This window comes from Formosimonas limnophila (genome assembly GCF_014652675.1).
Taxonomy (GTDB): Bacteria; Pseudomonadota; Gammaproteobacteria; order Burkholderiales; family Burkholderiaceae; genus Hydromonas; species Hydromonas limnophila.
Window position 1 is genome coordinate 1 of sequence record NZ_BMZG01000016.1, and the last position, 12552, is coordinate 12552.

Genomic DNA, 12552 nt, shown 5'->3' on the forward strand with positions numbered 1-12552 from the left:
CGAACCAAAGTTGCTTAAGAAGTGCTGAGCTTGACCTAGTGGTTTGAAACAGCGCACTTTGGTTTCACGTAATCGAGTGGCTTGATGGGAGTTTTCGGCTCGATTATTGGCACCTTTGCTTCGAATAGGCATCGCTCCAGAAAAGACCGCTTACTTGGCTGACATAGCTTTTTAGTTTGTCCGTCACGATGCTTATTGGATGAGCACCTTGCTTTCTCAGTTTCTTAAAAAAACTTCAATGCCCCGTGGGCATTGCGTGTGCGTTGAACCAAAATATCTAATGTTTGACCGTCTTAATCGACTGCACGCCAAAGGTACATCATCTCGTCACCAATACGACAGTAGACCTCATCCATATGCCACTGGTCACCTCTGTGCTGGTGCTTCTTGATGTGCTTGGCATACAAAGATCTGAATTTCAAACACCAATATCGCATCGTCTCACACGTCAATTCCAAACCACGTTCCGCCATTATCAGCTCTATATCTCGATAACTCAACGAAAACCGATAATACAACCACACACAGTGGCTAATGATTTCACTCGGAAAACTATGGCGGGAATAAGGGTTCTTTGGGTTCATCCGCTCGCTCTAACTCAAACTTCAGGTTAAGATGAGTTAACTTGACAATGCCATTTTTAAGTGTTCGTATTTGGCGTGTAGTTGTTCGCGTGTTTCAGTGTGGTTTTTATCGAGCGGGATGCAGTCGACTGGGCAGACGATTTGACACTGGGGCTCGTCATGGTGACCGACGCATTCAGTGCATAAGTCTGGATTGATGACGTAAATCTCAGGCCCCATACTGATGGCTTGATTGGGGCATTCGGGTTCGCAGACGTCGCAGTTGATGCAGTCGTCGGTGATGATGAGAGACATAATCTTTTGCTTAAATTTCTTTTAAAAACAAATGATTATACACCGAGCTCGGCATGTTTGGCTTTAACCGCTTCTTCGACAGACGGAAAGACAAATTTGCTGATGTCGCCGCCGAGCGCGGCGATTTCGCGAACGATGGTGCCAGAGATGAATTGGTACTGATCTGATGGTGTCATGAAAATGGTTTCGATGTCTGGCATGAGATAGCGGTTCATCCCTGCCATTTGAAATTCATATTCAAAATCTGAGACGGCGCGTAAACCGCGCAAAATGACATCGCCGTTGTTTGCGCGGATGAAGTCTTTGAGCAGCCCCGAAAATCCGATGACTTCGACATTGCTGTTGTGGCCTAAAACATCCTTGGCGATACTGACGCGCTCTTCAAGGGTGAAAAAAGGTTTTTTGTTTTTAGAGTCAGCAACGCCTACCACGACTTTATCAAACATTTTTGCACTGCGGCGAATCAAATCCTCATGGCCGCGCGTGAGCGGATCGAATGTGCCAGGATAAATGGCGATTTTGGTCATGGTTTGTCCTTAAACAGGGCTAAAATATAGGAAAAGCATTATATCTGTTTCAAATCAGTCGTCTCGTATTTTTTCGCCGCCATTTTTTCATTCAGTTACGGACAAAAGCCATGGAAACCCACATTGCCGACATCGCCTATGCCATTCAGCTTGCGGTTGCGCCAGTTTTTTTGCTTACCGCTATTGCGACATTGATTAACGTGCTCAATGCACGCTTGAGCCGCAGCATTGATCGTCGCCGTGCAATTGATAAACTGCTGATTGAGCATGTTGATGCCGTGGCGGTTGCGGCTTTGCGCGATGAGCGTGTGGTGCATGTGCATCGCTTGAGGGTGATTTATTTGGCGATTTTGTCATCGGTGTTTTCGGCCCTGATGATTTGCTTGGTGGTTGTCGGGGCTTTTGTGGGCGCGTTGATGGCGATTGAAGTATCGCGAGTGATTGCGGTCTTGTTTATTTTGGCGATGGTGGGGATGGTGGTGTCACTGATGCTATTTTTGCGCGAGGTTTTCTTGATGCTAAAATAAATAAACATGCAACTGTTGTCAATAATGAACTTTCCTCCTGTTTTATGAAATCACGTGCAAGGCTCTTTGCGTGATCATAATGATGGTGCTTCGACAAATGCGGGCGTGAATTTAATTTCTAATGTTTGATGGCGTCGCCAATCAAAAACCTTACCTGTCATCGGCAAATTTTTTTGTGAGTAATGTCCCTGTGTTGTGCGCTCATGTAGGGGTGAGCTTAAGGTTAAACCCTGCGAACAAAGAGGTACTTCCTCATGGTTTCTTACCCCACTTTTTGATACACATGAAACCGCACTTGAGCGGTTTTTCCTTCGCGCAATAGCAGCCAGCTTGACTCGGGTAGTGCGACGTTTTTCTCAGACTCAATGTACAGCAAGCCGTCATTTTTTAATAAATTAGTTACCAAGGGCAAGATTTTGGGCAATAAGCGTTGATGAAACGGCGGGTCACAAAAAATCAAATCAAAAGATTTGGCGGTGAGTTGAGGTAACGCCACTAAAGCATCTTGTGCATGCACGTGGCATTGTGAGGCTTGTAATGTTTGAATGTTGGTCTTGAGCTGTGAGGCGATGGTTGGGCTTTTTTCGACAAGGTGCACACTCTGTGCACCGCGCGAAGCAGCTTCAAGACCCAGTGCGCCACTGCCTGCAAAAGCATCCAGTATTGCCTTATTCCCCCAAACACCGCCCCACAGATGATTTAGCCAGTTAAAGACAGTTTCGCGTACGCGGTCAGAGGAGGGGCGTAAGCCATCTGCCATGAGCACGGGTAGACGTCGTGAGCGCCATTGACCGCCGATGATGCGGACTTGGCCTGTTGGATGTTGGCTGTTTTTGGTGGAGGGATTCATGATGGGTTAGGTTGTGGTACGGTGGGGCTTGCCGTACAATGGCAAAGTATTTTGACGGGGTGATTATAGCGTTGTTTTCGATGTGGCTGATTGGCCATTCGCCTGAATCAATACGCCATCGTCACATGACTGTCCTATTTTTGCTTTCATAAAGTCCATTATGTTTAATTTTTTCCGCCGTAAAAAAACACCAGAACTCGTGGTTGAATCCGTCAATGATGGGGCAAATGAAGTCGCAGAAAAATCTGTGACCGATTTGGCTGAAATAGCATTCTTACCCACTGCGCAACTTGATGTGGTTGAGTTATCCACGCCACCACTTGAAGAGCCAAGTTTGCTCAACACTGTAGAAGCGACCGAAACCCCCGACTCTGTGGTTGAGGGAGAGGCTGAAAACCCCGTTCAAGTTTCCACACAAGAAGCCACTGCGCCAACAGAGTCTGTCGGCTGGTTGGTGCGTTTGCGTCAAGGTCTGGCCAAAACAGGCACAGGCATTAAGCATGTGTTTATCGAGCACAAAGTCGATGAAGCCTTATTTGAGCAGCTTGAAGACGCCCTTCTGCTGGCCGATGTGGGTGTCAATGCCACAGCGCAAGTTATGGAAAAAGTTCGTGCGCGTGTCAAAAAAGAACGAATTGACGATGCAAAAAACGTCAAACAGGTCGTCAAAGACGTCTTGGTTGAAATTCTAAAACCCCTTGAAAAAGTCCTTGATGTCGATGCCCATCTGCCACTCGTACTCATGATTGCGGGCGTAAACGGCGCTGGCAAAACGACCAGCATCGGCAAACTCACTCACCATTTACAACAAAGCGGCAAAAGCATTGTGCTTGCTGCAGGTGACACCTTCCGTGCTGCAGCGCGTGAGCAGCTCGCTGTGTGGGGCGAGCGCAACGGCGTGACTGTGATTGCGCAAGAGTCAGGCGATCCTGCCGCTGTGGTGTTCGACGCCATTGCGTCAGCGCAGGCGAAAAAAACCAATGTGGTGATTGCGGATACCGCGGGTCGTTTGCCCACACAGCTTCACCTGATGGATGAGTTGAAAAAAATCAAACGGGTGGCGGATAAATCCATGGCGGGAGCGCCGCATGAAGTGATTTTGGTACTTGATGGCAGTATAGGACAAAATGCCTTGATGCAGGTCAAAGCGTTCGATGAGGCGGTTGGGTTAACAGGTTTAATAGTGACCAAGCTCGATGGCTCTGCTAAAGGCGGCGTGCTCGCAGCATTGGCGGTTGATCGTCAAATCCCCGTGTATTTCATCGGTGTTGGCGAAGGGGTGCATGATTTACAAACGTTTGATGCGGTGGAGTTTGTTGATGCGTTGCTCGATTAAACAAGGTGTGCCTGAAAAGCAGTGCTTTGTGGGCATGTCACTCTGACAAATAATAAAGGACAATATGCGTGATGGTGACATTTTAGCCACGGTGGATTTGGGCTCTAACAGCTTTCGCCTCGAAATGGCGCGGTTAGACCACGGTCAGTTGGTACGATTGGATTACTACAAAGAGCCTGTGCGCCTTGGCGCTGGACTGGATGAAAATGGTCATCTCACATCCGAATCCATTGCACGTTCGTGCGCGTGTTTAAAGCGCTTTGCTGAGCGTTTGAGTGGCTTGCGCCCTACCGTGGTACGTGCCGTAGCGACGCAGAGTTTACGCAGTGCAAAAAATCCTGAAGCATTTCTCGTGCCCGCACAAGAAGCACTCGGTCACCCTATTGAGATTATTTCAGGACCAGAGGAAGCCCGCTTGATTTACCTTGGTGTGGCGAATGATTTACCGCAAGACAACCATCGGCGTTTGGTGGTGGACATTGGTGGTGGTTCGACAGAGCTGATTGTTGGTGTGAATACGCAGGCGTCTCACATGGAGTCGTTGCGGATTGGCTGTGTGTCGCACACGCTGAAGTTTTTCCCTGATGGGCGAGTAACGGCCAAGGCGATGGAGCGAGCGGTGACCGCCGCAGCGGCTCGGTTTGAGGAAGTGGTTGAGCAGTTTGGGGCGCATCAGTGGCAACTCGCTTATGGCTCTTCTGGGACGATTGAGACCATCGCTGAATTGTGCACCGAGCTGGGCGATGCGCCTGAATTGATCACGCGAGCCGGCATGGAAAAAATCTTTGGACGCATCGTGGGTGCGGACAGCAAAAAATGGGGATTCGCAGACTTAAAGCCCCAGCGTGCGCAGGTGCTCGCTGGTGGCTTGGCTGTTTTAATGGGCTTATTTGCTGCATTAAAAGTTGACAAGATGCGCCCCTGCTACAGCGCGTTGCGTCAAGGTGTGATGATTGACTTGCTCGAACGTTTGACCGAACATGACATGAGCACCGATGTCCGTTATAGCAGCATTGCGCGTTTGGCCAGACGCTGGTTTGTGGATGTGGTGCAGGCCGAGCGAGTACAAACCATGGCTTTGCAATTTTGGGCGCAGGTCGACAACGGCGACGTTGCTGCGCGTGATTGGTTGGCTTGGGCTGCATTGACGCATGAAATTGGTATGGCAGTGTCGCACAGCAGCTACCACAAACACGGCGATTATCTGATGCGCCATGCGGATTTGGCTGGGTTTTCATTCACTGAGCAGGCGCACATTGCTGACCTCATCGCGGCACAGCGCGGTGGTTTGCGAAAGTGGCAAAATCACTTGGGGAATGACTCGTTTGTTCGTGCCGTATTGTGCTTGCGTTTGGCGGTGATTGTGTGCCATGCGCGCACACAGATTGACGCGCCTGATTTGGACATCATGGTTTCTAAAGATGGCGTGTCGTGGACCGTGGGGCAGGCTTGGCAAGCGCACTTTCCGCTGAGTGCTTATCTTTTGGATGAGGAGTGGCAGGCTTGGCTTAAAACGGGTCTAGCACAATCCTAAATGTTTCAAAAAGTGGTGCTTGTGGGATATCCACAAATCATGCATAATTGGTTTTCTTAACTATAAGTGAATCTACGTAATATTTTTTGATTTTTTGGAGACCCGCGATGAAAAAAACCGCATCCGCCCTAATTGTCGCCAGTGCTTTGTCTTGCATGAGTATGGGTGTTGCCCATGCCGCACCAGTGAAAGACAAGGTCATTCATTTGACTGTTTTGCACACTAATGACCACCATGGTCGATTCTGGAAAAATAGTGATGGTGAATACGGCTTGGCCGCGCAAAAAACCGCCATTGATAAAATCCGCGCGGAGGTTAAAGCCGCAGGTGGTCAATTGTTGCTATTGAGCGGTGGTGATGTGAATACTGGTGTACCAGAGTCTGATTTGCAAGACGCAGAGCCTGATTTTAAAGGCATGAGCAAAATCGGCTACGATGCAATGGCATTGGGTAACCACGAATTTGATAATCCGCTGAGTGTGTTGGCCAAGCAACAAAAGTGGGCAAACTTTCCATTGCTGTCAGCCAATATTTACCGTGGTGGCAAACCCATGTTTGAGTCGTACCGCATTTTTAATAAAGGTGGTTTGAAGATTGCGGTGCTGGGTCTAACCACAGATGACACTAAAAAAATGGTTAGCCCAGAGAACCTGGCTTATTCTGCAACTTGGAAAAGCGGACGTGTGACCAATCCAGCCAGCAAGGCCGGCATCGAGTTTCGCAGCCCCATAGAAACTGCAAAAAAATGGGTTCCTGTTTTGCGGGGTCAAGCGGACGTCGTGATCGCCGCCACACACATGGGACATTACAATGACGGCAAACATGGCAGCAACGCACCTGGCGATGTCGAAATGGCGCGTGCGGTCTCAGGCATTGATCTCATTGTCGGTGGTCACTCACAGAATCCTGTGTGCATGAAGGCTGAGAACACACGTGATGATGCTTATGTTCCGGGTGGTGAGTGCAAGCCTGACCGTCAAAACGGCGCTTACATTGTTCAAGCCCACGAATGGGGCAAGTACGTGGGACGCGCTGATTTCACGTACAAAAATGGTGTGTTGACCTTGGACAAATACGCTCTCATCCCGATTAATCTGAAAAAATCAGTGACGGGTGCGGATGGCAAAAAAACCAAAGTGGTGTACACCGAAGAAATCGCAGAGAACAGCGACATGCTCAAGCTATTGCAGCCTTACCAAGACAAAGGTCAAAAAGTCCTCGGTGTTGAAATCGGTGCGACCAATGGTAAACTCAATGGCGACCGCGCGGATGTGCGCACCCAGCCCACATCATTGGGTATTTTGGTCGCCGCGTCCATGCAGGATAAATTCAAGGCTGATTTTGCTGTCATGAACTCAGGTGGCGTGCGCGATTCGATTGCCGAAGGTAAAGTCACGTACAAAGATGTGCTCAAGGTACAACCGTTTGGCAACACACTTGGTTACGCAGAGCTCTCAGGTAAAGAAGTAATGGACTACCTCACTGCTGTGATGAAAATCAGCGCAGGCTCAGGTGGTTTCGCTCAGTTCTCTGGTGTGAAAGCCACGTATGATGGTGCGACGGGCTCAGTGCGGGACGTCATGATTGGCGGCCAACCGCTTAATATGACCAAAACCTATCGCATGGCAATCAATGACTTTGTCGCTGCAGGTGGTGACGGCTATCCGAAACTCAAAGGCGTTCATCCGACCTACGTGAACTCTGGGTTTGTCGATGCCGAAGTCTTGAAGAGCTACATAACCAAAAATAGCCCCATCAATGCAGCCAAATATCAGCCCAGTGGTGAAATTGTGCGCATTATGCCTGCAACTGCGCCAGCTGTAGCGAAGTAATTCGTGGTGTAACTTGGCTTGGTCAGCTGCAATGCTGGACGAAAACCCTCCTTTTGGAGGGTTTTTATTTCATAGCGGTTTCGATTGGGTATGAGCTGGAGCGGTTGTGGTGATTGGGTTAATTGGGAGCGCAAGCCATTTGCTTGTTTGAGAAAAAATGATAAAGAAAATACATTTTTTGATACTGGTCTGCTGTGGTTGCTTCATACACAGTGCGTTGGCTAAGGTGGAAGAGCAGTTGGTATTTAAGACCTACCCTGTTCATTAACGGGGCAAGAGACAAGCTCGCGAGAGGTTCAGCGTGCGATTTATCAATACAGTCCTTTGAGTCAGTGGTTTCCAGAGGCTGCGAGGCACTACGATGGCAAAAGTAAAGGGGGCAAAGTGAGTGGTGTCACGCTTTTTGTTCCAAAAGTCAGTTGGGTCGTCGACCACGCAAAGATGGTTTGTGCCAGTAAGCAATGATATGGACTCTCCTATCTACGTTTAACTATCTGGTTTTACTCCCAATAGTTTGGCACATTGCGATCCCGTTTTGTAGGTGTGGAGAGTTCCATATTTTGGGTTGGATAAACACAAAACTCATTCAATCGGCTTGAATGTTAACCGCCAATCCTAAGCCTTTATACTTGATATCACCTTCGGTTAAATACCAAATTTTTTCTTTCGGCTTCGCTTGTTTAACCGCAATATCGCTCAAGGCTTTATTCTTCAAAGTGGGCGCTAGGGTTTGGGGTTGGAATATCAGTATTTTCGGTAGTTTGCACGTGTTTTAGCCTATAAAAACGGATATTTTTTTCAATATATCCGTTTTCGGTATGCGCTGTAGTGATATTTTATGACACAGTACGAAGTGGTACATTTTGACCAAACAATCGTAACACGTTGATTTTATTGTTATTTTGATATTTTTTGACACGAACAGGCATAAAAAAATCCCAGTCCGAAGACTGGGATTTTGCACACTTGGTGCCCGTTGCAGGACTTGAACCCACCACCCCCTGATTACAAGAGAGGGGGTCATTAGATAGCATTAGACATGCCTGTTTAACAAAAACCCACAAAAAGCCCATTTTACAAGAGTCTCAGTGTACAATAAACTCCAATGAAGTAACACTTCATCCAACAAAAAACATTACACAGACGTTACACCAGCCAGAAAAACGGTAAAACCATTACACGAACATTACACGGAATTGGGGCGCATTACATTGACAAAATTCAACTTCAATAGCTTGGTAACGGGTAAACGAACCCGCATTGACAAAATACAACCCGCAGGCTCATTATGGGCACGTAAACAAGCTGACGGCGCAATATTGTTTTACTGGCTCTACAATGCTGATGGCAAAAATGGCTGGGCATTAGTTGGACAATATGACAGCAGCGCACCACCCCGTAGTATTGAACCCACAGAGCGAGGCACTTACTCTTTGAATGCAGCCATTCGCAAAGCTGAAACACTCGCCAGCGAACATAAAGCGAGTTTAGCTAATCAAGGGGGCGGCCATGTGGAAATTACTCAGAAACGAATTACTGAGCGTAAACAGCGTGAACAAGCGGCCTTTGAGAAACAGAATCAAACCTTTGAGAAGCTTTTTTTACTTTACGCTGACACACTTACTAATAAGAAAACTCGTGATGATGCTCTAGGTACTTACCGCAAACATTTAGAAACCCAACATCCGAAACTACTCAAAACCACAGTGAGCGATATTGACGCATACGCATGGGCAGACATTTTTCGCGGAATAGCTACAGAAGCACCGCGCTCAGCCGATAAACTACGCTCATTTGTCATGGCCGCTTACAACAAAGCCTACAATGCGCCGTTTGACCCATCAATACCCTTGGAGTTTAAACAGTTTAAAATCGAAATCAATCCTGTTGCACGAACCAAACCCGCCAAAGGCACTGGTAATGCTGACAAAGACCCATTTAGCTTGGCTGACATGCGCATCTACTGGCAGTTAATTAAAGATGTTGAGGGCATCAAAGGTGCAGCCTTACGCATTCATTTGCTCACTGGTGGCTTACGCCCCTTGCAACTGATACGTTTACGAGCAGAGCATATTAGCGACAATTATTTTACATTGTACGACCTCAAGGGCACACGCGACCAACCGCAGCCCTATAGCACGCCTACGTCAAGTCGAGTTAAAAAAGACTTGGATATACTCAAACAACACAATATTGGTGGTTATTTGTTTTCTACCACTCATGGTCAGACGGTCATTTGGCAAAAAACGTTACTCAAGTGGGCACAACAGATCGTGGGCCAAAAAATCGAACGCTTCACCCTTAAACGAGTACGCAGTGGGGTGGAAACATTCTTATCATCAAGAGGCATCAGTCAAGAAATACGCGGACGTTTGCAATCACATGGAGTGTCTGGGATTCAGAATAAGCACTACAATGCCTACGACTACCTTAAAGAAAAAACACATGCTCTCAGGATTTTAGAAGATGCGATTACCCAGCAAGATAAAACTGTTATCAAACTGATTGCTTGAGTTCTGCGCAATACTGACACTTCCTGAATTTATGAACGACTTGATTTTATCGTATTACGCTTTGATTTGCGTATTGTTTGGGTTTTATTATTGGACTCAACATAAAAAGTATTTCACTGAGCTTTCAAGGGTGAGGCGGCGAGCAGTATCAGCAACAGACAACCCTGAACATTGGTTCATTCATCGAAATATGCCAAAGCCCGCTTGGGTGACTGAGGAGTTGATCCGCTTAAAAGCACTGACGCCCAAAGCGGGCTGTCGTACTCTGTCAATGACATTTAATCGGTTACATGGCCGCTCGGCTCGCAATATGACTGTGGATAAATCATTCGTGGCACAAGTCATTAAAACGCACCAGTACCAAATCAAAATCAAACGACGGGAAATACGTGCCAAGTTGCCCCGTTCGGTAGCAGTCAACGCAGTGTGGGCAATGGATTTGACCTTTTATCAAGATGCAGGCAATGTGCAGCGATGCGCTTTAGGAATTATTGATCATGGTTCACGAGCCGTAGTGCAGCTAAAAGCTTTGGTGAATCGACGTTCATGGACATTGCTGGGTTACTTGTGTTTGGCGATTGGTCAGTACGGCAAACTCAAACGATTACGCTCAGACAATGAGCTGGTGTTTGCCAGTTGGACGTTCAAAACATTCCTTAAGTTGGTCGGTATTTCACACCAGACCATTGACACACATGCACCGTGGCAGAATGGTAGGATAGAGCGACTTTTTGGTACACTCAAGCCGATACTGCGCGAGTTATCCATTTATGGCAATACACAGTTTCAGCAGACATTGAATGAATTCAGCCTGTTTTACAATTATGTTCGCCCTCACCAAAACCTAGGTGGTCAAACACCATTTGAAGTATTGCGACAATGCGGGCGAGTGAAGATAAAAAACAAATTACTATCCAAAAACAAACCAACATTAATCTCTGCGTTAGATGGATTACTGACTGGATTTTACATCCCGCCCGAGTAACAAGTGTATTATGAACAAGCAGTTAGTACTGAGCAATACACAAACTTGTAAAAGTTACAACCAACTTATAGAATACCAGCGTGTCCACACGGGGCAAGCATTCGCTCATCGATCAAATGGCAAATTTGCACAGTGCTATTCAATGGCCTGTGGTCCACATATAAAAACAATAAAAAATGAGCCACTTTCACAGTGACTAATATAAATTGAAATGAAATTTTTTAAATTTTTTGGAAAAACATGAGGCTACCTCTGTGTCCGCATTATGGACGGGACACTTCTTTTAAAGATCAAAAAAGTACGGGTTTCATGTGATCATAAAAATTCGCTTATTACACCCTACCGCGCTTTTGTATCGTCAAAAATTGACTTATAAATCTGCTCGATTCCAAAACGGCTCTCCTTCTAACTCATCATACTCCGCTAAAGGGCGTCCATTCTCATAAATACTCCAAGTAATCTCTGCTCTACCTATTTTTATGGGTGTGTAATAATCTAATTTGCTTTTAACACTAAAATCTACAAACTCCATGTGTTTGTCGAAAGCCCAAAAATATCGTGCAAAAAGATTTAGCAAAGTTGTACTTTTCAAATCTAGTTTAGTGACAATATTGCCATTAAGAAAGTCCTTTGTCCAGTTAATTTCGTTAGAGCTTATTTTCAAAAACTCCTCTCTGATAATTTCAAAAAGTCTTTTCGTTTCAGAAATATCCTCAAACCGAACATACCTTTTATATAGACGATCAGTAACCAAACCCCAGTCTTCTTTGGAGTATTTTGGCACTACAAAAAATCTGATGCAATCAAAAAAAAGCCTTACATCTACAGGCGGACCTAAGGAATAAATTGAGTTCATACCTAAAAAACCAATATCTTTTACCTTCTTGCGATTGTCCATTTTATTCTCCAAAAAATGTAATTTGATTTGGCAGGATAATTCCATTTGACTTTTTATAAATGCCATCAATGATGCTTTGCTTTATCGCTGGTGTTAACGTCTGACCTCTTACGTCAATAGTGACAGTTTGTGTCATAGTGGTTGGCAAATTATTTGCTCGGTCAAAGGCTTGCTGAACTACGTTGTTGACTAGGCCGTTTTGATTCGTTTGAACATTGTAATTTTTGACTTCAATGCTACAAGAGTTACCAACACAAAAATCAGGCCTCACGCTACCACGCGTCCCATAAGGAACTTCCTGACCATTCAAATAGCTTACTTGCGATCGAGTTCCTTCTGGTAAAGTATTTCCGACATCAATTTCTGATTGTCTTGGTGTTGGTCTTGTACCAATAACAGCTGATTCACCGTTAAGCGTCCCACTAATAGTCTGTTGACCATAGCCAGTACCATCAACATTTTTCGAAACCGTTGTGTTTTCTGGATTACGCCCGCGCCCGCCTACTGAAGCAATTGCTAAGTCAATCCCAATTTCTGTTAATGGGCCAGCAACACTATCATAACTCCTATCAATCGGTAAGTTGGGCTGCGGTTGACCGTCCACCAAGTCTGGCAACATTTCATTAAAACCATTATAGAAGCCCGCTAAAGTGTTACGAATCCCTTTATTGA

The 12552-nt window shown here is 46.1% G+C and carries 11 protein-coding genes; 6 read left to right on the top strand and 5 right to left on the bottom strand.

Features of this window, described 5'->3' with window-relative positions; genetic code table 11:
• Positions 1-620: 620 nt before the first annotated feature.
• Positions 621-878 carry a YfhL family 4Fe-4S dicluster ferredoxin gene (locus IE082_RS10675; RefSeq protein WP_189493898.1) on the bottom strand — a complete coding sequence of 86 codons (258 nt, stop codon included), beginning with the start codon at positions 876-878 and terminating at the stop codon, positions 621-623.
• Positions 879-913: 35 nt separating this feature from the next.
• Positions 914-1405 carry a pantetheine-phosphate adenylyltransferase gene (coaD, locus tag IE082_RS10680; RefSeq protein WP_189493899.1) on the bottom strand — a complete coding sequence of 164 codons (492 nt, stop codon included), beginning with the start codon at positions 1403-1405 and terminating at the stop codon, positions 914-916.
• 110 nt (positions 1406-1515) lie between these two features.
• On the opposite strand from coaD, the gene IE082_RS10685 reads away from it, so the two are divergent.
• Positions 1516-1932, top strand: a complete 417-nt coding sequence (locus tag IE082_RS10685) for a DUF2721 domain-containing protein (RefSeq protein ID WP_189493900.1) — start codon at positions 1516-1518, stop codon at positions 1930-1932.
• A 262-nt stretch (positions 1933-2194) separates the two neighbouring features.
• On the opposite strand, the gene rsmD is transcribed toward IE082_RS10685, so the two are convergent.
• Entirely contained in the window at positions 2195-2782 is a 588-nt protein-coding gene (gene rsmD, locus IE082_RS10690; protein ID WP_189493901.1) for a 16S rRNA (guanine(966)-N(2))-methyltransferase RsmD, read from the bottom strand.
• A gap of 160 nt (positions 2783-2942) precedes the next feature.
• Between rsmD and ftsY the strand changes: the two genes are divergently transcribed.
• From ftsY to IE082_RS10715, 5 genes are all read left to right on the top strand, one after another.
• Positions 2943-4118, top strand: a complete 1176-nt coding sequence (gene ftsY / locus IE082_RS10695) for a signal recognition particle-docking protein FtsY (RefSeq protein WP_189493902.1) — start codon at positions 2943-2945, stop codon at positions 4116-4118.
• 64 nt (positions 4119-4182) lie between these two features.
• A complete protein-coding gene (locus IE082_RS10700) occupies positions 4183-5652 on the top strand; it encodes a Ppx/GppA phosphatase family protein (RefSeq protein WP_189493903.1) in 1470 nt (489 codons plus the stop codon).
• A 107-nt stretch (positions 5653-5759) separates the two neighbouring features.
• Entirely contained in the window at positions 5760-7484 is a 1725-nt protein-coding gene (gene ushA, locus IE082_RS10705) for a bifunctional UDP-sugar hydrolase/5'-nucleotidase UshA (protein WP_189493904.1), read from the top strand.
• 1211 nt (positions 7485-8695) lie between these two features.
• Positions 8696-9997 (top strand): site-specific integrase, encoded by a 1302-nt coding sequence (locus IE082_RS10710; RefSeq protein WP_189493905.1) that lies wholly within the window; start codon positions 8696-8698, stop codon positions 9995-9997.
• Between the two features lie 31 nt (positions 9998-10028).
• A complete protein-coding gene (locus tag IE082_RS10715) occupies positions 10029-10982 on the top strand; it encodes an integrase core domain-containing protein (RefSeq protein ID WP_229809830.1) in 954 nt (317 codons plus the stop codon).
• A 370-nt stretch (positions 10983-11352) separates the two neighbouring features.
• Here the strand turns inward: IE082_RS10715 and IE082_RS10720 are convergent, their stop codons facing one another.
• Together IE082_RS10720 and IE082_RS10725 are read right to left on the bottom strand one after the other, a co-directional pair.
• Positions 11353-11880 carry a hypothetical protein gene (locus IE082_RS10720; protein WP_189493907.1) on the bottom strand — a complete coding sequence of 176 codons (528 nt, stop codon included), beginning with the start codon at positions 11878-11880 and terminating at the stop codon, positions 11353-11355.
• Between the two features lies 1 nt (position 11881).
• The coding region (locus IE082_RS10725; RefSeq protein ID WP_189493908.1) for a hypothetical protein at positions 11882-12552 on the bottom strand (671 nt) is incomplete at its 5' end.

Excerpts from the sequence above, each read along its gene's own strand:
- IE082_RS10675 (WP_189493898.1), bottom strand. The coding sequence starts at position 878 with ATGTCTCTCATCATCACCGACGACTGCATCAACTGCGACGTCTGCGAA.
- coaD (WP_189493899.1), bottom strand. The coding sequence starts at position 1,405 with ATGACCAAAATCGCCATTTATCCTGGCACATTCGATCCGCTCACGCGC.
- IE082_RS10685 (WP_189493900.1), top strand. The coding sequence starts at position 1,516 with ATGGAAACCCACATTGCCGACATCGCCTATGCCATTCAGCTTGCGGTT.
- rsmD (WP_189493901.1), bottom strand. The coding sequence starts at position 2,782 with ATGAATCCCTCCACCAAAAACAGCCAACATCCAACAGGCCAAGTCCGC.
- ftsY (WP_189493902.1), top strand. The coding sequence starts at position 2,943 with ATGTTTAATTTTTTCCGCCGTAAAAAAACACCAGAACTCGTGGTTGAA.
- IE082_RS10700 (WP_189493903.1), top strand. The coding sequence starts at position 4,183 with ATGCGTGATGGTGACATTTTAGCCACGGTGGATTTGGGCTCTAACAGC.
- ushA (WP_189493904.1), top strand. The coding sequence starts at position 5,760 with ATGAAAAAAACCGCATCCGCCCTAATTGTCGCCAGTGCTTTGTCTTGC.
- IE082_RS10715 (WP_229809830.1), top strand. The coding sequence starts at position 10,029 with ATGAACGACTTGATTTTATCGTATTACGCTTTGATTTGCGTATTGTTT.
- IE082_RS10720 (WP_189493907.1), bottom strand. The coding sequence starts at position 11,880 with ATGGACAATCGCAAGAAGGTAAAAGATATTGGTTTTTTAGGTATGAAC.